The following is a 21725-nucleotide window of genomic DNA, read 5'->3' as shown; positions in this document are numbered from 1 at the left end:
GCATCGCATCGCAGCAACCACAACAATCAAGGATGCGTCATGACAACGATGAAACGCGCGGGGCGCCTGCTCGCCTTCGCAACCGCCTCGCTGCTCGCCTTGCAGGCCCAGGCCGGTGCCAACAAGGTGCTGTTCTTCGGTATCGACGGCTTCAAGGCCGATGCCATTCCCGCCGGCAACATGGTCAACCTCGAACAACTGATCGCCAGCGGCGTGTACACCGACGGCGGCTGGTCGCCGGACACCTCCATGAGCGGCCCGGGCTGGTCGACCCTGTTCATGGGCGTCGAGCGCGACAAGCACGGCGTGCGCGACAACAACTTCACCGGGCAGAACTACGCCCAGTACCCGCACTTCCTCACCCTGCTGGAGCAGCGCAAGCCCCAGCTGGTCACCGCCTACGCCTACAACTGGTCGCCGCTCTACGCGCAGATGAAGCCCCAGGCCGACCTCAGGTTCGACGGCCCCGAGGCCAACGACCCGGTGCTCATCGCCCAGGCCGAGGACTGGCTGCGCAACCGCGCCGACCTCGACGTGCTCAGCGCGTACTACTACGGCGTCGACGAAGCCGGCCACAGCCATGGCTTCCATTCCGATACCCCGCAATACGTCCAGGCCATGGGCCAGGCCGACGCCGCCCTCGGCCGGCTGCTGCAAGCGATCAAGTCGCGCCCGACCTACGCCCAGGAGAACTGGCTGATCGTGGTCAGCACCGACCACGGCGGCACCAGCACCGGCCACGGCGCCAACCGCCCCGAACACCGCAAGGTGGCCGTGGTGATGAGCGGCGCCGGCATTCCCGCCCTCGGCCGTAACCGACTGGCCACGCCGCTGCGCCAGGTGGACGTGGTGCCCACCCTGTTCGAGCACCTGGGCGTCTCCACCCAGGGCCTGGCTCTGGACGGCCGCTCGCGCCTGCACCCCGTGCCGCGCACCTTCGCCTTCGGCCAGAACCTCCTGGCCAACCCCGGCGCCGAGTACGGCGCGGCCCACACCGACCTGGCCTACGACCCGGACATCGCCGGCTGGACCAAGGGCGGGCTGCAGACGGTGATGCGCTACGGGGCCCGCAGCGAACTGCCGGCCGGCCAGGGCCAGCTCTTCGTCGGCCAGGGCAAGGGCTCGCTGACCCAGCGCATCGCGCTGCCGCCCGAAGCCGCCGGCCGCCCCTTCCAGCTCGACGCCCTGCTCGGCGCAAGCGCCGGCAGCAGCCATGACGCCCGCGTGCTGGTGCGCTTCCACACCGCCGAGAAGCGCAGCTCGGTGTACTGGAACGACGACACCGGCTACTTCTTCGCCGGCGACCGCTACTACCGCTACAACTACCGCGACGACAAGGTCGACGCCGGTTATCCACAGCCCATAGCCGGCAACTGGGTGGGCTTCGAAGGCTTCGAGGGCGGCGCGCGGGACATCGACGCCGGCTTCAACGCCGGCAACGGCAAGGCGTACTTCTTCAAGGGCACCCAGTACGTGCGCTTCGACATCGCCAGCGACCGCGTCGACCCCGGCTACCCCAAGCCCATCGCCGGCAACTGGGCGGGCCTGGAACGCTTCACCGGTGGCGCCCGCGACATCGACGACGTGCTCGAAGTCAGTGGCTCCAGGCTCTACTTCTTCAAGGGCAGCCAGTACATCCGCTACAACCTGACCACCGGCGACAAGGCGGACAAGAACTACCCGCTGGACGTCTCCGGCGCCACCTGGTCCGGCGTGCAGCAGTGGCCCCTGGGCCTGGACGCGGCGGTCAAGCGCAACGCATCCATCGCCTACCTGTTCAACGGCGGCGAGTACGTGCGCTACAACCTGATCACCGACAAGGCCGAAAGCGGCTACCCACGCCCGGTGGACGGCGCCACCTGGCCGGGGCTCGATGGCTTCGTCGAGGCCGGCAGCGCCTTCGCAACGCCCTCATTGGGCGCCGCCGAGCGCAACGGCCAGGCCCTGGCGCGCAACCTCTACGGCACGGTGCCGGCCGGGGCCACCTCGGTTGAGGTCGAGCTGCGCTTCGAGAAGGGCAGCGGCGCGGGTTTCCCCTTCGCCGATGAGCTGAACTTCCGCGTCGACTGACCGCTCGTCACCCAGGTGCGCGCCGACCGCTCGGCCCCCGGCCTTCCGCCCGGAGCGCACCTGGGATTAGAATCCCCGCTTCCCTGCCACACCCTCAGGCGGGCCAGTGAGCCCCGGCCGAGCGCGCGGTGATCCCGCGATGCCCTCACGCCACCTCCGGACGCGACGACCACATCCGTTTGCCAACGGCACCCACCGCGCTCACGATACGACCTATAACCTGATCAGCCTGCAGGACAGAAGACATGCCCGATTACCGCTCGAAGACCTCCACCCACGGCCGCAACATGGCCGGCGCCCGTGCCCTCTGGCGCGCCACCGGGATGAAGGACGAAGACTTCAAGAAGCCGATCATCGCCATCGCCAACTCCTTCACCCAGTTCGTGCCCGGCCACGTGCACCTGAAGGACCTGGGCCAGCTGGTCGCCCGCGAGATCGAGAAGCACGGTGGCGTGGCCAAGGAATTCAACACCATCGCCGTCGACGACGGCATCGCCATGGGCCACGACGGCATGCTCTATTCCCTGCCGAGCCGCGAGATCATCGCCGACTCCGTGGAATACATGGTCAACGCCCACTGCGCCGACGCCATCGTCTGCATCTCCAACTGCGACAAGATCACCCCCGGCATGCTGATGGCCGCCCTGCGCCTGAACATCCCCGTGGTGTTCGTCTCCGGCGGCCCGATGGAAGCCGGCAAGACCAAGCTGGCCAACCACGGCCTGGACCTGGTGGACGCCATGGTGGTGGCCGCCGACGACTCCTGCTCCGACGAGAAGGTCGCCGAGTACGAGCGCAGCGCCTGCCCCACCTGCGGTTCCTGCTCCGGCATGTTCACCGCCAACTCGATGAACTGCCTGACCGAGGCCCTGGGCCTGTCGCTGCCCGGCAACGGCTCCACCCTGGCCACCCACAGCGACCGCGAGCAGCTGTTCCTGCGTGCCGGCCGCCTGGCCGTCGAGCTGTGCCAGCGCTACTACGGCGAGGGCGACGAGTCCGTGCTGCCGCGCAACGTCGCCAGCTTCAAGGCCTTCGAGAACGCCATGACCCTGGACATCGCCATGGGCGGTTCCACCAACACCATCCTGCACCTGCTGGCCGCCGCCCAGGAGGCGGAGATCGCCTTCGACCTGCGCGACATAGATCGCCTGTCGCGCAAGGTGCCGCAGCTGTGCAAGGTGGCGCCGAACATCCAGAAGTACCACATGGAAGACGTGCACCGTGCCGGCGGCATCTTCAGCATCCTCGGCGAGCTGGCCCGTGGCGGCCTGCTGCACACCGACGTGCCCACCGTGCACAGCCCGAGCATGAGCGATGCCATCGCCCAGTGGGACATCACCCAGACCGATGACGAGAAGGTCCACACCTTCTTCAAGGCGGGCCCGGCCGGCATCCCGACCCAGGTCGCCTTCAGCCAGAGCACCCGCTGGGACACCCTGGACGACGACCGCGCCGAAGGCTGCATCCGCAGCGTCGAGCACGCCTACTCCCAGGAAGGCGGCCTGGCCGTGCTCTACGGCAACATCGCCCTCGACGGCTGCGTAGTGAAGACCGCCGGCGTGGACGAGTCCATCCACGTGTTCGAAGGCACCGCGAAGATCTTCGAAAGCCAGGACAGCGCCGTGAAGGGCATCCTCGCCGACGAAGTGAAGGCCGGCGACATCGTCATCATCCGCTACGAGGGCCCGAAAGGCGGCCCGGGCATGCAGGAAATGCTGTACCCCACCAGCTACCTGAAGTCCAAGGGCCTGGGCAAGCAATGCGCCCTGCTCACCGACGGCCGCTTCTCCGGCGGCACCTCGGGCCTGTCCATCGGCCACGCTTCCCCGGAAGCCGCTGCCGGTGGCGCCATCGGCCTAGTGCAGGACGGCGACAAGGTGCTGATCGACATCCCCAACCGCAGCATCAACCTGCTGGTCTCCGATGAAGAGCTGGCCACCCGCCGCGCCGCGCAGGACAAGAAAGGCTGGAAGCCCGCCGCCCCGCGCGCGCGCAAGGTGACCACCGCCCTCAAGGCCTACGCCCTGCTCGCCACCAGCGCCGACAAGGGCGCCGTGCGCAACAAGGCGATGCTGGAAGACCTGTAAGCGCTGCCTGCGAACGGAAAAGCCCGGCCTCGTGCCGGGCTTTTTATTCCCATTGCTGTTCATCAGGAGCCTGCCGGACCCTCATGCAGAACCTGACGCTCGAATTCGAAGAGAACGCCGCCGAGTTCTACATCGCCTCGCTTGCGAGAGGAATTCTCGAAGGCATCAAGAGCGGCGCCCTGACTGCGGAGACCGGAATCTGGTCCCTGGGCCGCCCTGTATTGCGCAACGCCCTGGCAATCACCTCTATCAGCACGGAGTTGACGGAGGTTCTGGAAGGCTTCGACGAGCTCGACGCCCTGGCCGAACTCGGCATAGACCCACGGCCCACGCTACAACGCATGATCGATGCACTGGACCGGTGCCAACGCTCCACCGATAACCGCGAAACGAGCCTGATCATTCGCGCCTTCAGTGCTCCGTAGGGTGCACCTGTCATGTAGGGGCGACTTCAGTCGCCAAGGGTCGCGCAGCGGCCCCATGCCCGGCCCGAAGCGGGCGAATGAATTCGCCCCTGCACAAACGCGTCCGCAGCAGGCGATTCGCGAGCAGAGCTCGCTCCTACGAAGCACTCAACGCTCCTCGCCGCACTTGACCATTCAGGTAGAATCGCCGCTTTTTCGCCGGCCCCCCACCATGACCACACTGGAAAACCCCTCCGCCCCCGAGCCCCGCAACGAGCTGGTCTACGGCCTCGACGACAAACCGCGCCCGCTGGTGGCGCTGCTCGCCGCGCTGCAGCACCTGCTGGCGATCATCGTGCCCATCGTCACGCCCGGCCTGCTGATCTGCCAGGCCATCGGCGTCTCGGCGCGCGACACCAACCTGATCGTCTCCATGTCGCTGGTGATTTCCGGCATCGCCACCTTCGTCCAGTGCAAGCGCTTCGGCCCGTTCGGCGCCGGGCTGCTGATCGTCCAGGGCACCAGCTTCAACTTCGTCGGCCCGCTGATCGCCGGCGGCGCACTGATGGTCAAGCAGGGCACCCCGGTGGAAGCGGTGATGGCCGCCATCTTCGGCGTGGTGATCGCCGGCTCCTTCGTGGAGATGGGCATCTCGCGCATCCTGCCCTTCGTCAAACGCCTGATCACCCCGCTGGTGACCGGCATCGTGGTGCTGATGATCGGCCTGACCCTGATCAAGGTCGGCCTGATCAGCATGGGCGGCGGCTTCGGCGCCATGGCCAACGGCACCTTCGCCAACGGCGAGAACCTGCTGCTGTCCGGCACCGTGCTGGCGATCATCGTCGTACTCAACCGCATCCCCGTGGTGTGGATGCGCAGCTGCGCCATCGTCATCGCCCTGGCCGTGGGTTACCTCCTGGCCGGCTACCTGGGCCGCCTGGACTTCACCGGCATGCACCAGGCCGAACTGTTCCAGGTGCCGATGCCGCTGCACTTCGGGCTCGGCTTCTCCTGGAGCCTGTTCGTCCCGATGCTGGTGATCTACCTGGTCACCTCGCTGGAAGCCATCGGCGACGTCACCGCCACCAGCAAGGTCTCGCGCCAGCCGGTGGAAGGCCCGCTGTGGATGCAGCGCATCAAGGGCGGCGTGCTGGTGAACGGCGCCAACTCGCTGCTGGCCGGCGTGTTCAACACCTTCCCCAGTTCGGTGTTCGCACAGAACAACGGCGTGATCCAGCTCACCGGCATCGCCAGCCGCCACGTCGGCCTGTGGATCGCCGTGGTGCTGGTGATCCTCGGCCTGTTCCCGGCGGTGGCCGGCGTGATCCAGGCCGTGCCCGAGCCGGTGCTCGGCGGCGCGGCCATGGTGATGTTCGGCGCGGTGGCCGCCTCGGGCATCAACATCCTCGCCGGCATCGAGCTGGACCGTCGCGCGCTGCTGATCATCGCCGTGTCCCTGGCCCTCGGCCTGGGCGTGTCGCAGGTGCCCGAGTTCCTCGCGCACATGCCGGCGGCGCTGCGCAACGTGCTGGAATCCGGTGTCGCCACCGGCGGCATCTGCGCACTGCTGCTGAACTGGTTCCTGCCGGAATCCCCGCGCACGCCCCAGTGATGCAGAATGGGCCTCGCATTCCCACGAGGCCCCTTCCATGACCCTGCGCATCGGCCTGATCGCCGACACCCACGGCCTGCTCCGGCCCCAGGCCCTGGCGGCCCTGGAAGGCTGCGACCACATCCTGCATGCCGGCGACATCGGCAAGCCCGAGATCCTCGACACCCTGCGCCGCCTGGCGCCCCTGACCGTGGTGCGCGGCAACAACGACACCGAGCACTGGGCGCAACGCATCCCTCACGACGCCACCCTGCGCTCCGGCGGCACCTGCCTCTACCTGATCCACGACCAGGCGGACATCCCCGCCGACCTCGCCACGCGCGGCGTCGACGCCATCATCACCGGCCACTCCCACAAGCCATTGATCACCCGCCGCGACGGCATCCTCCACATCAACCCGGGCAGCGCCGGGCCACGGCGATTCAAGCTGCCGATATCGGTGGGGTTGCTGCTGATCGAGGACGGGCGAATCCGCGCGGAGCTGCTCGAGCTGGAAGTCTGAACGGGGTCTCGCCCGGCCCGCCTACGGGGTTGATCCGGGCGTAGGGTGGACGTCGCTTTTTACGTCCACCAAGGATGTTCCCGCCGGCTCAGCGCCGCTCCCACACCTGGAAGGCATAGGCGGGAGTGGTGTCGCTGGCCTCGTGCTCGATGCTGGAGGCCAGGTGCCAATCGGCATCCGGCACCTCGGGGAAGAAGGCATCGCCTTCCGGGGCCAGTTCCACGCGGGTCAGGTACAGGCGATCACCATGCTCCAGGCCCTGGGTGTAGAGCTGGGCACCGCCGATCAGCATCACTTCCTCGGCGTCTTCCTCACGGGCCCAGGCTTCGGCGCGGGCCACGGCGTCTTCCAGGCTGGCGAACACCTCGGCGCCCTCCAGCTGCAGGCCGGCCTGGCGGCTGACCACCAGGTTGAGGCGACCCGGCAGCGGGCGGCCGAGGGAATCCCAGGTCTTGCGACCCATGATGATCGGCTTGCCCAGGGTCAGGGCCTTGAAGTGCTTGAGGTCCGCCGGCAGGTGCCAGGGCAGTTGGTTGTCGCGGCCGATCACGCGGTTCTGCGCGAGGGCGGCGATGAGGGCGAGGGGCAGGGTCTTTTTCATGGTGGCGAGAATACCAGAGCACGGCAGCCAGGCCAGCCGGCCTTTCTTTCTGCCTGTCGTGTCGGTCACGCCCGGCAACACTTGCCGCGCGGCGCACCACAAACCGTCATCTATCCTGCGGCAGGCTTGCGCTTTCCCCACCGCAAGGAGACGCCCCATGGCATCCACTTCTACCCTGCGGCATTGGCTGGCGGTCTGCAGCCTGACGTTGCCCCTCTGTTCGTTCGCCGCACCGGACCCGGTGCAATCCGCCATCGACTGGGCCGCCCAGCAGCCCCGCGCCACCCAGGGCCACGCCCAGGGCGAGGGCAAGCCGCTGGTGGTCGGCCATCGCGGCGCCAGCGGCTACGTGCCGGAGCACACCCTGGCCTCCTACGCCCTGGCCGCCCTGCAGGGCGCCGACTTCGTCGAGCCCGACCTGGTGATGACCCGCGACGGCCAGCTGGTGGCCCGCCACGACAACGAGCTGGGACTGACCACCGACGTCGGCAAGCACCCCGAGTTCGCCGACCGCAAGCGCACCCGGAACGTCGACGGCGTACCGCTCACCGGCTGGTTCAGCGAGGATTTCACCCTGGCCGAGCTGAAGACCCTCAAGGCCATCGAGCGCATCCCCCAGGTACGCCCGGGCAATGCGCGTCTGGACGGCGCCTTCGAGATCCCCACGCTGCAGGAGATCATCGACCTGGTGAAAAGCCTGCAACTCAGCCAGCAGCGCCGTATCGGCCTGTACATCGAGACCAAACACCCGACCCACTTCCAGCAGCTCGGCCTGGCCATGGAGAAGCCGCTGCTGCGCACCCTGCAGCGCAACGGCTACACCGACCGCCGCTCGGCGGTGTACATCCAGTCCTTCGAGGTGGACAACCTGCAGCGCATCGCCCGGCAGAGCAGCATCCGCCTGATCCAGCTCTACGGCGCCGGCCAGCCCTATGACCAGCAGGTGCTGGGCAGCGGCCTGACCTACGCCCGGATGGCCAGCGCCGCCGGCCTCAAGGCCGTGGCCCGCTACGCCGCCGGCGTGGGCCCGGACAAGAGCTACGTGATCCCCCGCGATGCCGCCGGCAACCTGGGCCAGCCCACGCGCTTCGTCGCCGATGCCCACGCCGCCGGGCTCAAGGTGCACCCCTATACCTTCCGCGCGGAGAACGCCTTCCTCCCCACCAACCTGCGCAACGGCAGCGACCCGCAGGTGCGCGGCGACATCGAGGCGGAGATCAACGCCTTTCTCGACGCCGGCGTCGACGGCCTGTTCATCGACCAGCCGGACATCGCCGTGCGCGTGAGGGCGCAACGGGCCGCCCCCTGACCGCCCCCAGCGACGCCCCGGCCCAGCGGCCGGGGTTCCACCCTCCTGCCGTTCAGCGGTTATGCTTCTGCCTCGTCCCACCGGAAGAGAACCCGCGTGACCGAGAGCCCGCCGCCCAACCTCACTCCCCTGCAACGCCTCTGGCTGACCGAAGCCGTGCGCCTGCGCGAAGAACATGCCGGCCCCCTGGAGGACGGCGAAGCCAACCGCCGCGCCAATGCCGCCGGCGGCGACCTCGCCCAGCGCATCCAGACCCGCGCCCTGTGGCTCGCCGAACGCGACGGCCAACTGGCTGCCCTGCTGCACTGGCTGCAAGGTGCACGCCTGGCATTCGCCGCGCTGCTGCTGGTGGCCCTGGCCACCGGCGCCACGCTGGCGGTGGCCGCCCTGGGCGACGGCCAGCGCCCGGTCAATGTGTTCTGGGCCCTGGGCAGCCTGCTCGGCCTGCACCTGCTGATGCTGCTCGGCTGGTTATTGGGGCTGGTCTTCGGCGGCCACGCCAGCATCCTCGGCCGCCTCTGGTGGTGGCTCAGCACCAAGCTCGCCCGGGATGCCGCCGCCGCGCAGCTGGGCCCGGCGCTGATGGTGCTGCTGCAACGCCGCCGCCTCGCCCGCTGGGGGCTGGGCACACTGGTCAACGGGCTCTGGAGCCTCAGCCTGGGCACCGCCCTGCTGTGCCTGCTGGCACTGCTGGCCACCCGGCGCTACGGCTTCGTCTGGGAAACCACCATCCTCGGCAGCGATACCTTCGTCACCCTGACCCAGGCCCTGGGCGCCCTGCCCGCCCTGCTCGGCTTCGCCCTGCCGGACGCCGGCACCATCCGCGCCAGCAGCGACGTGGTGGCCGCCGCCGATGCGCGCCAGGCCTGGTCCGGCTGGCTGCTGGGGGTGACCCTGGTCTACGGCCTGCTGCCCCGCCTGCTGCTGACGGCGCTGTGCCTGTGGCGCTGGCACAGCGGCCGCGAGCGGCTCGACCTGGACCTCACCCTGCCCGGCTACGGCCTGCTGCGCGAACGCCTGCAACCGGCCAGCGAACGCCTCGGCGTGCTGGATGCCGATCCGGGCCTTTCGCCGCCCGGAACGACATCCGCCCTGCCGGAGAGCGGCAGTGGTGCGTTGCTGGTGGCCATCGAGCTGGACGACAGCCGCCCCTGGCCGCCCAGCCTGCCGCGCGGCGTGGGCGATGCCGGCATCCTCGACAGCCGCGAGCAACGCCAGCGCCTGCTGGAGCAGCTCACCCGCTTCCCCCCGCAACGCCTGGCCATTGCCTGCGATCCGCGCCGCTCGCCGGACCGCGGCACCCTGGCGCTGATCGGCGAACTGGCGCGCTGCGCCGCCGCCACGCGCATCTGGCTGCTGCCGGCCCCACCGGGCGCGGCGCTGGACAGCCTGCGCCTGGGCGAATGGCACCAGGCCCTCTCGCGCCTGGAGCTGGAGCATGCCGACAGCTCGCCCCTCGCCTGGCTGGAGAAGGGCCATGACTGACGCACTGAAACTGGCCGTGGTCGGCCACACCAACGTCGGCAAGACCTCGCTGCTGCGCACCCTGCTGCGCGACCGCGGCTTCGGCGAGGTGTCCCACCGCCCCAGCACCACCCGCCATGTGGAGGGCGCGCGCCTGTCGGTGGACGGCCAGCCGCTGCTGGAGCTCTACGACACCCCCGGCCTGGAAGACGCCATCGCCCTGCTGGATTACCTCGAACGCCTGGAGCGCCCCGGCGAGCGCCTGGACGGCCCGGCGCGGCTGGCACGCTTCCTCGACGGTAGCGAGGCGCGCCAGCGCTTCGAGCAGGAGGCCAAGGTGCTGCGCCAGCTGCTGGCCTCCGACGCCGGCCTCTACGTGATCGACGCCCGCGAGCCGGTGCTGGCCAAGTACCGCGACGAGCTGGCGGTGCTGGCCATGTGCGGCCGGCCGCTGCTGCCGGTGCTGAATTTCGTCGCGGTCGACGACCACCGCGAGGGCGAATGGCGCGAAGCCCTGGCCCGCCTGGGCCTGCATGCGCTGGTGCGCTTCGACAGCGTGGCGCCGCCGCTGGATGGCGAGCGCCGCCTCTATGAGAGCCTGGCCCTGCTGCTGGAACGGGCACGGCCACAACTGCAACGGCTGATCGAGGACCACGAGGCCCAGCGCGGCCTGCGCCAGCGGGCCGGGGCGCGACTGATCGCCGAACTGCTGCTGGATGTCGCCGCCTGCCGGCGCAGCGTGCCGGCCGACGAGGCCAGCCTGGCCCGTGCCACCGAGGCCCTGCGCCAGCAGGTACGCGCCCGCGAGCAGGCCTGCGTCGACGCCCTGCTGCGCCTGCACGCCTTCCGCCCGGAAGATGCCGCCGCCGGGGACCTCCCGTTGCTGGATGGGCGCTGGGGCGACGACCTGTTCAACCCCGAGACCCTCAAGCAGCTCGGCGTGCGCCTGGGGGGCGGCATGGCGGCGGGGGCGGCTGCTGGCGCCGGCGTCGACCTGCTGGTGGGCGGCCTGACCCTGGGCGCGGCGGCGGCCCTGGGCGCCATCGCCGGCGGTGCCTGGCAGACCGTCGGCCACTACGGCGAACGCCTGCTGGGCAAGATCAGGGGCCAGCGCGAGCTGACCGTGGACGATGCCATCCTGCGCCTGCTCGCCCTGCGCCAGCGCCAGCTGCTGCAGGCCCTGGACGCACGCGGGCACGCCGCCGTCGACGCCATACGGGTCGCGGCACCGGACGAGAAGCAGTGGCGCCAGGGCAAGCTGCCCCCGGCCCTGGGCAAGGCGCGGGCGCACCCGGAATGGTCATCGCTCAACCCCGGGGCGGAGCTGGAGCAGGCGGAGCGGCAGGAACAGGTGAAGGCGCTGGCGGCGGAGCTGGGGTGATGGAGAGAGGCGGCTGCGCCGCCCTGGGCGAATGAATTCGCCCCTACACGAGCCTGTTCGTACCAGCCCGGGGTGCCCTTTCGCGAGTGAATTCGCTCCCACAAGGCGGGCTCCCAGCCAGGGAGCCGTGCCTGTGGAAGCACGGGCGGGTCAGACCGCGACCGGCGCCTTGATGTGCGGGTGCGCCTGGTAGCCCACCAGCTCGAAGTCCTCGAACTTGAAGGCCAGCAGGTCCTTCACCTCGGGGTTGAGCTTCATGGTCGGCAGGGGCAGCGGCTCGCGGGTGAGCTGCAGGTCGGCCTGCTCGATGTGGTTGGCGTAGAGGTGGCAGTCGCCGCCGGTCCAGACGAAGTCGCCGGGCGTCAGGCCGCAGACCTGCGCCACCATCAGCGTCAGCAGGGCGTAGCTGGCGATGTTGAAGGGCACGCCGAGGAAGATGTCCGCCGAGCGCTGGTACAGCTGGCAGCTGAGCTTGCCGTCGGCCACGTAGAACTGGAACAGCGCGTGGCAGGGCGGCAGGGCCATCTGGTCGACCAGGGCCGGGTTCCAGGCGGAGACGATCAGGCGGCGCGAGTCCGGGTTCTTGCGGATCATCTCGATCAGCTTGGCGATCTGGTCGATCGACTCGCCGTTGGGCGCCGGCCAGCTGCGCCACTGGTAGCCGTAGACCGGGCCCAGGTCGCCGTTCTCGTCGGCCCATTCGTCCCAGATGGAGACACCGTTTTCCTTCAGGTAGCGGATGTTGGTGTCGCCCTGCAGGAACCACAGCAGCTCGTGGATGATGGACTTCAGGTGGCACTTCTTGGTGGTCACAAGGGGGAAGCCGTCGGCCAGGTCGAAGCGCATCTGGTGGCCGAACACGCTGTAGGTGCCGGTGCCGGTGCGGTCGCTCTTGAAGGTGCCGGTCTCGCGCACCAGGCGCATCAGGTCGAGGTACTGTTTCACGAAGCGACTCCTTGGACGGGCTGGCGGCGGTAGGCCCAGACGATCAGGCCGATGCCGCCGAGGATCATCGGCACGCAGAGGACCTGGCCCATGGTCAGCCAGCCGAAGGCGAGGTAGCCGAGCTGGGCGTCCGGCACGCGGACGAACTCGACGATGAAGCGGAAGATGCCGTAGCACAGCGCGAACATGCCGGAAACGGCCATGGTCGGACGCGGCTTGCGCGAGTAGAACCAGAGGATGGCGAACAGCGCCACGCCCTCCAGGGCGAACTGGTACAGCTGCGACGGATGGCGCGGCAGCGGGCCGCCGTTGGGGAAGATCATCGCCCAGGGCACGTCGGTGACCTTGCCCCAGAGCTCGGAGTTGATGAAGTTGCCGATGCGCCCGGCACCCAGGCCGATCGGCACCAGCGGAGCGATGAAGTCCATCAGCTGGAAGAAGCTCTTGCCGTTGCGCCGGCCGAACCACAGGGTCGCCAGCATCACGCCGATCAGGCCGCCGTGGAACGACATGCCGCCCTTCCACACCTCGAGGATCAGCAGCGGATTGGCGACGTAGGCCGGCAGGTCGTAGAACAGCACGTAGCCCAGGCGCCCGCCGGCGATCACGCCGAGGGCGACCCAGAACACCAGGTCGGAGAGCTTCTCGCGGGTCCAGGTCGGGTCGAAGGCCTTGAGCCGGCGCGAGGCCAGCCACCAGGCACCGCCGATGCCGATCAGGTACATCAAGCCGTACCAGTGGATTTTCAGGGGTCCGAGGCTCAGGGCCACCGGATCGATCTGGGGATAAGCCAGCATCACGACTCCTTAGATCAGAAAACTCAGCCCGACCGCGAACAGCAGCAGGGCGAACAGGCGCTTGAGCAGGCGCGGCGACAGGCGATGGGCCAGGCGCGCGCCGAAGCGGGCGAAGAACATGCTGGTCAGCGCGATGCCGGCCAGCGCGGGGAGATAGACGAAGCCGAGGCTCCACTGCGGCAGGTGCGGCTCGTTCCAGCCCAGCACCATGAACGACAGGGCACTGGCCAGGGCGATGGGCAGCCCGCAGGCGGAGGAGGTCGCCACCGCCTGCTGCATGGGCACGCTGCGCCAGGTGAGGAAGGGCACGGTCAGCGAGCCGCCGCCGATGCCGAAGATCGCCGAGGCCCAGCCGATGAAGACGCCGGCGCCGGTCAGCCCGGGTTTGCCGGGTACCTCGCGGCTGGCCTTGGGCCTGAGGTCCAGGGCCATCTGGATGGAAACCAGGATGGCGAAGCAACCGATGATTTTCTGCAGCATGGGCCCCTGGATCGCCTTGGCGGTGAGCGAACCCAGCGCGGCGCCGAGAAGGATGCCGAGGGTCATCCAGGCGAAGATGTGCCAGCGCACGGCGCCCTTGCGATGGTGCTCGCGCACGGCGTTGACCGACGTGAAGATGATGGTCGCCAGCGAGGTGCCCACGGCGAGGTGGGTGAGGACGCTGGGGTCGAATCCCTGGGCGGTGAAGCTGAGCACCAGAACCGGCACGATGATCATGCCGCCACCGACGCCGAACAGCCCCGCGAGCACGCCGGCGCAGGCGCCGAGTACCAGGTACAGCAGGAATTCCATCGACACCCCCGAGAGCAAAGCGGCATGGTAACGGAAGCCCGCGTCGCGCTCCAATCGGGACGATGGATGTCCTGCAGCGGGCTGCTAGACTCGCCGACAAACAAGGAGACCACTCCAGATGTGCCTGATCGCATTCGCCTGGCGACCGGGTCACCAGACTCCCCTGGTGCTCGCCGCAAACCGTGATGAGTTCTACGCCCGCCCCACCCAGCCACTGGCCGCATGGAAAGACGCGCCGGGGCTGTACGCAGGACGCGACCTCGAAGCCGGGGGGACCTGGCTGGGCCTCGGCCCGGATGGCCGCTTCGCCGCGCTGACCAATATCCGCGACCCGCGCCTGCCCCCGGTGGGCCGCTCCCGAGGCGAGCTGTGCGTGCAGTTCCTCAGCGGCGAGATGGGCCCGGGCGAGTTCCTCGCCGACGCGCAGCGCCGCGCCGGTGACTACGCCGGCTTCAACCTGCTGGTGGGCGATGCCCGCGAGCTGTGTTTCCTCAACCCCCGCAGCGGCGGCCCGAGAAGGCTGGCCGCCGGCATCTACGGGCTGTCCAACGCCGACCTGGACACGCCCTGGCCGAAGGTCGAACGAGCCAAGGCGGCGCTCGCCGAATGCCTGGAGCAGGTCAACACCGACACCCTGCTCAACCTGATGCACGACCCCGAGGCCGCGCCGGACGCGATCCTCCCCGACACCGGGGTGGGCCTGAACACCGAGCGCATGCTTTCACCGGTGTTCATCGCCACCCGCACCTACGGCACCCGCGCCAGCACCGCGCTGATCGTTCATGCCGACGGGCGCCGCGAGCTGGTGGAGCGCAGCTACGGTCCCCACGGCGGGCACCTGGGGGATGTGGCGCTCCAGCTCTAGCAGCGCTCGATGCAGTCGCGCCGTTCCTTGGCGCGGTAGAGCCCCTCGTCGAGGCGCCGCAACAGCGCCTCGACGCTCTCCCCCGGCTGCATGCCGGCCACCGCGAAACTGGCCGTGAGCCGCCAGGGCAGTTGCGGGCAGGCTTCCGGCACCCGTGCGTGCAGCCGCTGGGCCAGCAGAAACAGGGCTTCGGGGCCGGTGTCCGGCAACAGCACGATGAATTCCTCGCCGCCCCAGCGGGCCAGGCAATCCTCCTCGCGCAGCACCGCGCCCAGGCAGGCGGTGACCGCCACCAGCACCTGGTCGCCGACGGCATGGCCCAGGCTGTCGTTGATGCGCTTGAAGTGGTCGAGGTCGAACATCAGCAGGCCGGTGGGGTGGCCATGGCGCACGAAGCGCTGCCACTCGTGCTCCAGGCAGGCCTGGAACTTGCGACGGTTGAACACCGAGGTGAGCGGGTCGGTCTCGGCCAGCTGCACCGCGGCCCTGACCTGTTCCGCGAGCGCACGATTGGCCTCGGCCAGGGCCTCGGTACGCAGTTCGATCAGGGCCTCGAGATCACGGTTGATGTGCTGCAGCTCCTCGTTGCGCTGCTGCAGCGCCAGCTCGGCAAGCTTGCGCTCGTGGATGTTGCGATGGGCGCCGATCATCCGCGTCGGCCGGCCCTGGTCGTCGAACTCGACGAAACGGCCATGATCGCTTATCCACAGGTAGCTGCCGTCCTGGCAGAGGCAACGGTACTCCTCGGCGTATTCGGCGCGGTGGCCGTCGAGGTAGGCCTGGAAGCCCTGCATCACGCCGTCGAAGTCATCGGGATGGATCACGCTCTTCCAGGTGTCCACGTCCTCCGGCAGGCCGTCGCGGGGGAAGCCGAGCATGGCGTACCAGCCGGGGCTGCGGTGCACATGGTGGGTGATCATGTTCCAGTCCCAGATGCCGTCGCTGACGATCTCCAGGGCGTGGCGAAGGGTCCGCTCTATTTCTTCGCGGGTCGTGCCGTAGGGATGTTCTTCGGATGCCAGCTCGTCCATAAGCCACCTTTCCGGCGATGCCAGCGCAGGCCCATGGCATCTGGTTGGGCTGGACGCGACCGCCGGCGGGGGCTCAGGCCTGGATGGTCGCGGCCGGGTTGATCACGCGGCCCAGGCCCAGGTTGCGCAGGGCCAGGTGCAGGGAACTGTGGATGACCTGCGGGTTGTCGATGCCCATCAGCTGGTCGAGGAGCTCGCGCGCCTTGCTCAGGCTGACCTGGCGCAGCAGCCACTTCACCTTGGGCAGGTTGGTGGCGTTCATCGACAGGCTGTCGAAGCCCATGGCCAGCAGCAGGACGGCGGCGGCGGGATCACCGGCCATCTCGCCGCAGATGCTCACCGGCTTGCCTTCGGTGTGGGCATCGTTGACCACCTTGACCAGCGCCTGCAGCACCGCCGGGTGCAGGTAGTCGTAGAGATCGGCGACGCGCGGGTTGTTGCGGTCCACGGCCAGCAGGTACTGGGTCAGGTCGTTGGAGCCGACCGAGAGGAAGTCGACCTGGCGCGCCAGCTCGCGGGTCTGGTACACGGCGGCGGGGATCTCGATCATCACGCCGACCGGCGGCATGGGGATGTCGACGCCCTCGTCGCGCACCTCGCCCCAGGCGCGGTGGATCAGGTGCAGGGACTCTTCCAGTTCCTGCACGCCGGAGATCATCGGCAGCAGGATGCGCAGGTTGTTCAGGCCTTCGCTGGCCTTGAGCATGGCGCGCACCTGCACCAGGAAGATTTCCGGGTGGTCGAGGGTGACGCGGATGCCGCGCCAGCCGAGGAAGGGGTTGCTTTCCTTGATCGGGAAGTAGGAGAGCGCCTTGTCGCCACCGATGTCCAGGGTGCGCATGGTCACCGGCAGCGGATGGAAGGCGGCGAGCTGCTCGCGGTAGATCGCGAGCTGCTCCTTCTCGCTGGGGAAGCGCTCGTTGATCATGAACGGCACTTCGGTGCGGTACAGGCCGACGCCTTCGGCGCCGCGCTCCTGGGCACGGGTCACGTCGGCCAGCAGGCCGGTGTTCACCCACAGCGGCATGCGGTGGCCGTCGAGGGTCTCGCAGGGCAGGCTGCGCAGGGCGTCGAGGCCCTTGACCAGCTGGCGCTCCTCCTCGACCACTTCGCTGTACTGCTTGCGCAGCTCGGCGGAGGGGTTGGTGAAGACTTCGCCGTGGTAGCCGTCGACGATCAGTTCGATGCCGTCGACCTTCGAGTACGGCAGGTCGACCACGCCCATGACCGTGGGAATACCCATGGCGCGGGCGAGGATGGCGACGTGGGAGTTGCCGGAGCCGAGCACGGAGATCAGGCCCACCAGCTTGCCCTCGGGCACCTCGCCCAGCATGGCCGGGGACAGCTCCTCGCTGACCAGGATGGTGTTGTCCTGGTACACCAGGTTCTGCTTGCGCTCCTCCTGCAGGTACGCGAGCAGGCGGCGACCGAGGTCCTTGACGTCGGAGGCGCGCTCGCGCAGGTAGGCATCGTCCATCAGTTCGAAGCGCTTGACGTGCTCCATCACCACCTGGCGCAGGGCACCCTGGGCCCACTGGCCGGAGCGGATGACCTTCTTCACCTCCAGGCCGATGGAGGCGTCGTCGAGCATCATCAGGTAGACGTCGAACAGCGCCCGCTCCTCGGGGCGCAGCTGGGTGGCCAGCTTGCTCGACAGGCGACGCATGTCCTCGCGCACCGACTCCAGGGCCTGCTTGAAGCGCTCGACCTCGGCCTCGATGTCATCGACGGCGCGGTCGGGCACCACTTCCAGGTCGGCCGGCGGCAGCACCACCACGGCGGTGCCCACGGCAGCGCCCGGGGCGCCCGGCACACCGACGAACTTGGCTTCCTGGATACCCTTGCCCTGGCGGCCCAGGCCACGGATCGAGCCGGTGGCCTCGGCATGGGCGATGACGCCCGCGAGCTGGGCGCTCATGGTGACGAGGAAGGCTTCCTCGCCCTCGTCGAACTGGCGGCGCTCCTTCTGCTGCACGACCAGTACGCCCATCACCCGGCGGTGGTGGATGATCGGCGCGCCGAGGAAGGAGGCGTAGCGCTCCTCGCCGGTCTCGGCGAAGTAGCGGTAGCGGGGGTGGTCGGCGGCGTGCTCGAGGTTGAGCGGCTCCTCGCGGGTGCCGACCAGGCCGACCAGGCCCTCGTTGGGGGCCATGCTGACCTTGCCGATGGAGCGCTTGTTCAGGCCCTCGGTGGCCATCAGCACGAAACGGTTGGATTCGGGGTCCAGCAGGTAGACGGAACAGACCTGGCTACCCATGGCCTCCTTGACCCGCAGCACGATGATCGCCAACGCCGCCTTCAGATCCTTGGCGGCGTTCACTTCCTGGACGATCTTGCGCAGCGTATTGAGCATGGCCTTGTAGCCTTTCTCCGGGTCAGTCTTGCGCCAGCAGGCGCGGGGCTAATTCCTTGAGGGCACGGCGGTAGACTTCTCGCTTGAAGGTCACGACCTGCCCCAGCGGATACCAGTAGCTGACCCAACGCCAGCCATCGAACTCGGGCTTGCCGGTCAGGTCCATGCGTACCCGGTTCTCATCCGACTGCAGGCGCAGCAGGAACCATTTCTGTTTCTGCCCGATGCACAGGGGTTGGCTGTGGGTCCGCACCAGACGCTGCGGCAGACGATAGCGCAACCAGCCCCGGGTGCATGCAAGTATTTTCACATCCCGCTCCTCGAGACCGACTTCCTCGTTCAGCTCGCGGAACAGCGCCTCTTCCGGCGTCTCGCGGGGGTTGATGCCTCCCTGGGGGAACTGCCAGGCATCCTGGTTGATACGCCGAGCCCAAAGCACCTGCCCGGCATCATTGGCGAGAATGATGCCGACATTGGGGCGGAAACCATCGGGATCGATCACGACGAACAACCTCGCATACGCATGTTCCGGCATTGTTCCACAAAGCCCGTAAACGCGGCAATGCGGGCTTTTCGCGCAATGGGCAGGCCGGGGAAAAGTGGTTATTCTGGCCGCCCTCCGTAGTTTCGATCCAAGGTAATTGACGTGCGCCTGGCCCTTTTCGATCTCGACAACACCCTCCTCGGCGGCGACAGCGACCACGCCTGGGGCGACTACCTGTGCGAACGCGGCATCCTCGACGGCGATGCCTACAAGTCCCGCAACGACGCGTTCTACCAGGACTACCTGGCCGGCCGCCTGGACATCACCGACTACCTGAACTTCAGCCTGGAAATCCTCGGCCGCACCGAGATGGCCCAGCTGGACCAGTGGCACCGCGAGTTCATGCGCGACTGCGTCGAGCCGATCATCCTGGCCAAGGGCGAGGCATTGCTGGCCGAGCACCGCGCGGCAGGCGACAAGCTGGTGATCATCACCGCCACCAACCGCTTCGTCACCGGCCCCATCGCCGCGCGCCTGGGGGTCGAGACACTGCTGGCCACCGAGTGCGAGATGGCGGACGGCCGCTACACCGGGCGCACCACCGACGTGCCCTGCTTCCGCGAAGGCAAGGTGACCCGCCTCGAGCGCTGGCTCGCCGAGACCGGCCTGAGCCTGGAAGGCGCCAGCTTCTACAGCGACTCGCTGAACGACCTGCCGCTGCTGGAGCGGGTGACCCGCCCGGTGGCGGTCGACCCCGACCCCAAGCTGCGCGCCGAGGCCGAGCGTCGCGGCTGGCCGGTGATCTCCCTGCGCTGAGCCGCCTCAGAGCGAGAGCGGCTTGATCACCATCAGGAAGAAGATGCCGACGAAGGCGATGAAGGCCGGCCAGCCCAGGGCGAACCAGACCTTCATATAAAGGTGGGCCCTGGCCGGCAGCTCCTGGCCCCCGGCCAGCGCATCGCGCGCCATGTCGCGCACACGGATCTGCAGCCACACCACCGGCAGCCAGCAGAGCCCGGCGAACACATAGAGCCCCACGCTCCACAGCAGCCAGACCTGGTTCAGCGGCCAGCCCGCCAGCTTGGCCAGGGCCAGGCCGCTCAGCGGCTGGAACACCGCCGTGGTGGCGATGAACAGCCAGTCGGCGGTGACCAGGTGGCGGAAGGTCACGGCGATCACCTCCACCCGCTGGCTGCGCCAGGCACGCAGGGCGTAGTAGGCCGAGCCCAGGCCGGTGCCGAACAGCAGGGTCGAGGACATGATGTGCAGGGTCTTCAGCAGCAGGTACAGGCTCATCCGGTTTTCCGTTGCGAGGGCTCCAGCCACAGCACCCAGAGGGTGGCGACCATGAGCACGAGGTTCTTGCCGACCGCAGCATAAGGGTCGGCCCAGTAGTGCGGAAGCAGCAGGCTGATCAGCGCCGTATAGGCCAGCATCAGGCCGAGCTGCGCGAGCAGCGCGTGGCGGCGCCAGCGACGCAGCAGCATGCCGATGCCCAGCAGCCCATCCAGCAGCGCGCCCCCGACCACCGCCAGCTTGGCCGGCACGCCGGTGACACCCATCTCCGCCATGATCCTCAGCCCCCAGTCGAAACCCGGGCCGAGGCAGACCAGCGCGGTGCCCAGCCAGATCAAGGCCAGGACGATGATCATCGCCGGGCGCAGCCAGCCGTTCACGGCACGGGCCTTCTGCGGCCAGGCCGAGTCCAGGCGCTGGTCGAGCCGCGCCGGGCGAAAGCCACCGAGCCGCTCCAGCGGCGCGGCGTCGCCCAGGTTGTCCCGCCGTGCCAGCTCCAGCAGTTGCGGATCGAGCAGGTGCAGGCGCGCGGCGATGCCCGCCAGCGCTCCCGGCAGCTGGAGATAGCGCGCCGGGCTCCAGCCCAGGCGCCCACGCAGGCGGTCGAGCAGCTCGCCCTGGGTCAGCGCCTCGGGCCCGACCAGCTCCAGCACCTGCGGTTGTTCCGGCCAGCGCCGCAGCAACGCCAGCACCGCACCGACCAGGTCGTCCACATGCAGCGGCATGCTTCGCGCGCGGGTGTCCAGCAGGGGCGCCAGCGGCAGGGGTGCGAGGCGCTCCAGCCAGGCGCTGCTGGCCCCGCCCTCGCCCAGCACCAGGGAGGGGCGCAGCACCACGGCGGGAATGCCCAGGGCCAGCAGGTGCGCATCCGCGCGCGCCTTGCTGGCGAGGAAAGGCACCTCGCAGTCCCCGGCACCGAGGGCGGACACCTGCAGCACCGCCGCACCATGGCGGGCGGCGAGATCGAACAGGGCGCAGGCGCCGTCGGCCTGCAGGTGGGCCTGGCGCGCCAGGTCAGGGTCCAGGGCACCGGCGGCATTGATCACCAGGTCGATGCCGGCAGGCCAGGGGAATTGAAGGGGGTCGTCAGCCAGGCGTTGCAGATCGAGCGGCTGCCAGGCCACGCCCGGCAGGTCGTCGCCCGCCCCCGAGCGGGAGGTGGCGACGACCTCGTGGCCACCGGCGGACAGGGCACGCAGCAGATGACGGCCGATGAAGCCGCTGGCACCGACCAGCAGGATGCGCCTGGTCAAGCTCAGGCCGGCTTGGCCAGAGTCAGTACGAGGATGGCCAGCAGCAGCAGGAAGCCGACCGCGCCATAACCCAGGCTGAAGCCGAGGAAACGGCTGCGCGGGGCGGCATTCGGCGCGTCGCCGGCGTGCAGCACCAGCAGGCGCCGGGTGAAGGCCAGCCAGGCGATGCCGGCCAGCAGATAGAGGATGGAACTGCCCAGCACCCAGGTCAGGCCGAAGGGGATCTGCGCCAGGGCCAGCAGCCACCAGCCAGTGATCGGCAGGGCCACGCCCAGGGCCAGCAACGCCGGTACGCCGAACAGCACCGATTGGCGCAGGTTCGGCGCCCAGCCACCCAGGCCGCCGTGCCAGGCTCGCAGCACGCCCCACAGCAGGCCGCCGGCGACGACGAACAGCAGGAAGGTCAGCGAGCCGTGCAGTATCTGCAGCATCAGGTAGTCATCCATTGTCATTCACTCCATCCGGGCGACGAGCAAAGT

The 21725-nt window shown here is 68.9% G+C and carries 20 protein-coding genes; 10 read left to right on the top strand and 10 right to left on the bottom strand.

What is annotated here, in order from left to right:
• Positions 1-39 precede the first annotated feature (39 nt).
• The 5 genes from HSX14_RS31380 to HSX14_RS02435 all read left to right on the top strand — a co-directional run bounded on the left by HSX14_RS31380 (position 40) and on the right by HSX14_RS02435 (position 6675).
• Complete coding sequence (locus tag HSX14_RS31380; protein ID WP_173175142.1) at positions 40-2070, top strand: hemopexin repeat-containing protein; 2031 nt, start codon at positions 40-42, stop codon at positions 2068-2070.
• A 245-nt stretch (positions 2071-2315) separates the two neighbouring features.
• Complete coding sequence (ilvD, locus tag HSX14_RS02450; protein ID WP_173175144.1) at positions 2316-4157, top strand: dihydroxy-acid dehydratase; 1842 nt, start codon at positions 2316-2318, stop codon at positions 4155-4157.
• A gap of 83 nt (positions 4158-4240) precedes the next feature.
• Positions 4241-4582, top strand: coding sequence for a hypothetical protein (locus HSX14_RS02445; protein ID WP_173175146.1), 342 nt, complete (start codon positions 4241-4243; stop codon positions 4580-4582).
• Positions 4583-4793: 211 nt separating this feature from the next.
• Positions 4794-6173, top strand: coding sequence for a nucleobase:cation symporter-2 family protein (locus tag HSX14_RS02440; protein WP_173175148.1), 1380 nt, complete (start codon positions 4794-4796; stop codon positions 6171-6173).
• 43 nt (positions 6174-6216) lie between these two features.
• Positions 6217-6675 (top strand): metallophosphoesterase family protein, encoded by a 459-nt coding sequence (locus HSX14_RS02435; protein ID WP_228723602.1) that lies wholly within the window; start codon positions 6217-6219, stop codon positions 6673-6675.
• Between the two features lie 88 nt (positions 6676-6763).
• Here HSX14_RS02435 and HSX14_RS02430 read toward each other — a convergent pair whose 3' ends face one another.
• The gene (locus HSX14_RS02430; protein WP_173175153.1) at positions 6764-7276 is read right to left on the bottom strand and encodes a dihydrofolate reductase; all 513 of its coding nucleotides are present in this window, start codon (positions 7274-7276) and stop codon (positions 6764-6766) included.
• Positions 7277-7433: 157 nt separating this feature from the next.
• Here HSX14_RS02430 and HSX14_RS02425 point away from each other — a divergent pair, with 157 nt between their 5' ends.
• From HSX14_RS02425 to HSX14_RS02415, 3 genes are all read left to right on the top strand, one after another.
• The gene (locus tag HSX14_RS02425; RefSeq protein ID WP_173175155.1) at positions 7434-8585 is read left to right on the top strand and encodes a glycerophosphodiester phosphodiesterase; all 1152 of its coding nucleotides are present in this window, start codon (positions 7434-7436) and stop codon (positions 8583-8585) included.
• Between the two features lie 96 nt (positions 8586-8681).
• Entirely contained in the window at positions 8682-10070 is a 1389-nt protein-coding gene (locus HSX14_RS02420; RefSeq protein WP_173175157.1) for a DUF2868 domain-containing protein, read from the top strand.
• Positions 10063-11430, top strand: coding sequence for a GTPase/DUF3482 domain-containing protein (locus HSX14_RS02415; RefSeq protein WP_173175159.1), 1368 nt, complete (start codon positions 10063-10065; stop codon positions 11428-11430). The genes HSX14_RS02420 and HSX14_RS02415 overlap by 8 nt, the downstream gene beginning before the upstream one ends.
• A 150-nt stretch (positions 11431-11580) precedes the next feature.
• Here the strand turns inward: HSX14_RS02415 and HSX14_RS02410 are convergent, their stop codons facing one another.
• From HSX14_RS02410 to HSX14_RS02400, 3 genes are read right to left on the bottom strand one after another with little or no spacing between them, the layout of a single operon-like run.
• Entirely contained in the window at positions 11581-12375 is a 795-nt protein-coding gene (locus tag HSX14_RS02410; RefSeq protein ID WP_173175161.1) for a thymidylate synthase, read from the bottom strand.
• Positions 12372-13172: a prolipoprotein diacylglyceryl transferase gene (gene lgt / locus HSX14_RS02405; RefSeq protein ID WP_173175163.1), complete on the bottom strand. Its 801-nt coding sequence runs from the start codon at positions 13170-13172 to the stop codon at positions 12372-12374. The genes HSX14_RS02410 and lgt overlap by 4 nt, the downstream gene beginning before the upstream one ends.
• A 9-nt stretch (positions 13173-13181) precedes the next feature.
• Positions 13182-13964 carry a sulfite exporter TauE/SafE family protein gene (locus HSX14_RS02400; RefSeq protein ID WP_173175165.1) on the bottom strand — a complete coding sequence of 261 codons (783 nt, stop codon included), beginning with the start codon at positions 13962-13964 and terminating at the stop codon, positions 13182-13184.
• Between the two features lie 118 nt (positions 13965-14082).
• Between HSX14_RS02400 and HSX14_RS02395 the strand changes: the two genes are divergently transcribed.
• Positions 14083-14829: an NRDE family protein gene (locus HSX14_RS02395; RefSeq protein WP_173175173.1), complete on the top strand. Its 747-nt coding sequence runs from the start codon at positions 14083-14085 to the stop codon at positions 14827-14829.
• Here HSX14_RS02395 and HSX14_RS02390 read toward each other — a convergent pair.
• The 3 genes from HSX14_RS02390 to HSX14_RS02380 form a co-directional block, all read right to left on the bottom strand.
• Complete coding sequence (locus tag HSX14_RS02390) at positions 14826-15860, bottom strand: sensor domain-containing diguanylate cyclase (protein WP_173175181.1); 1035 nt, start codon at positions 15858-15860, stop codon at positions 14826-14828. The two genes, HSX14_RS02395 and HSX14_RS02390, sit on opposite strands and share 4 nt — an antisense overlap.
• 73 nt (positions 15861-15933) lie before the next feature.
• Entirely contained in the window at positions 15934-18213 is a 2280-nt protein-coding gene (ptsP, locus tag HSX14_RS02385) for a phosphoenolpyruvate--protein phosphotransferase (protein WP_111263487.1), read from the bottom strand.
• A gap of 22 nt (positions 18214-18235) precedes the next feature.
• Complete coding sequence (locus HSX14_RS02380) at positions 18236-18715, bottom strand: RNA pyrophosphohydrolase (protein WP_111263513.1); 480 nt, start codon at positions 18713-18715, stop codon at positions 18236-18238.
• A gap of 144 nt (positions 18716-18859) precedes the next feature.
• Here HSX14_RS02380 and HSX14_RS02375 point away from each other — a divergent pair, with 144 nt between their 5' ends.
• Complete coding sequence (locus HSX14_RS02375) at positions 18860-19513, top strand: histidinol-phosphatase (RefSeq protein WP_173175184.1); 654 nt, start codon at positions 18860-18862, stop codon at positions 19511-19513.
• Positions 19514-19519: 6 nt separating this feature from the next.
• On the opposite strand, the gene HSX14_RS02370 is transcribed toward HSX14_RS02375, so the two are convergent.
• From HSX14_RS02370 to HSX14_RS02360, 3 genes are read right to left on the bottom strand one after another with little or no spacing between them, the layout of a single operon-like run.
• Entirely contained in the window at positions 19520-19993 is a 474-nt protein-coding gene (locus HSX14_RS02370; RefSeq protein WP_173175186.1) for a DUF2269 family protein, read from the bottom strand.
• Positions 19990-21246, bottom strand: coding sequence for an SDR family oxidoreductase (locus tag HSX14_RS02365; RefSeq protein WP_173175188.1), 1257 nt, complete (start codon positions 21244-21246; stop codon positions 19990-19992). Before HSX14_RS02365 ends, HSX14_RS02370 begins: the two co-directional genes overlap by 4 nt.
• 2 nt (positions 21247-21248) lie before the next feature.
• Positions 21249-21692 (bottom strand): DUF2269 family protein, encoded by a 444-nt coding sequence (locus HSX14_RS02360; RefSeq protein WP_173175190.1) that lies wholly within the window; start codon positions 21690-21692, stop codon positions 21249-21251.
• Between the last annotated feature and the right edge of the window lie 33 nt (positions 21693-21725).

Source organism: Pseudomonas tohonis (assembly GCF_012767755.2).
Lineage (GTDB): Bacteria > Pseudomonadota > Gammaproteobacteria > Pseudomonadales > Pseudomonadaceae > Metapseudomonas > Metapseudomonas tohonis.
This window is presented reverse-complemented; position numbering and strand designations above follow the sequence as displayed.

Excerpts from the sequence above, each read along its gene's own strand:
- HSX14_RS31380 (WP_173175142.1), top strand. The coding sequence starts at position 40 with ATGACAACGATGAAACGCGCGGGGCGCCTGCTCGCCTTCGCAACCGCC.
- HSX14_RS02360 (WP_173175190.1), bottom strand. The coding sequence starts at position 21,692 with ATGGATGACTACCTGATGCTGCAGATACTGCACGGCTCGCTGACCTTC.
- HSX14_RS02445 (WP_173175146.1), top strand. The coding sequence starts at position 4,241 with ATGCAGAACCTGACGCTCGAATTCGAAGAGAACGCCGCCGAGTTCTAC.
- HSX14_RS02415 (WP_173175159.1), top strand. The coding sequence starts at position 10,063 with ATGACTGACGCACTGAAACTGGCCGTGGTCGGCCACACCAACGTCGGC.
- HSX14_RS02400 (WP_173175165.1), bottom strand. The coding sequence starts at position 13,964 with ATGGAATTCCTGCTGTACCTGGTACTCGGCGCCTGCGCCGGCGTGCTC.
- HSX14_RS02425 (WP_173175155.1), top strand. The coding sequence starts at position 7,434 with ATGGCATCCACTTCTACCCTGCGGCATTGGCTGGCGGTCTGCAGCCTG.
- HSX14_RS02430 (WP_173175153.1), bottom strand. The coding sequence starts at position 7,276 with ATGAAAAAGACCCTGCCCCTCGCCCTCATCGCCGCCCTCGCGCAGAAC.
- HSX14_RS02370 (WP_173175186.1), bottom strand. The coding sequence starts at position 19,993 with ATGAGCCTGTACCTGCTGCTGAAGACCCTGCACATCATGTCCTCGACC.
- HSX14_RS02390 (WP_173175181.1), bottom strand. The coding sequence starts at position 15,860 with ATGGACGAGCTGGCATCCGAAGAACATCCCTACGGCACGACCCGCGAA.
- ilvD (WP_173175144.1), top strand. The coding sequence starts at position 2,316 with ATGCCCGATTACCGCTCGAAGACCTCCACCCACGGCCGCAACATGGCC.
- HSX14_RS02395 (WP_173175173.1), top strand. The coding sequence starts at position 14,083 with ATGTGCCTGATCGCATTCGCCTGGCGACCGGGTCACCAGACTCCCCTG.
- HSX14_RS02440 (WP_173175148.1), top strand. The coding sequence starts at position 4,794 with ATGACCACACTGGAAAACCCCTCCGCCCCCGAGCCCCGCAACGAGCTG.
- ptsP (WP_111263487.1), bottom strand. The coding sequence starts at position 18,213 with ATGCTCAATACGCTGCGCAAGATCGTCCAGGAAGTGAACGCCGCCAAG.
- lgt (WP_173175163.1), bottom strand. The coding sequence starts at position 13,172 with ATGCTGGCTTATCCCCAGATCGATCCGGTGGCCCTGAGCCTCGGACCC.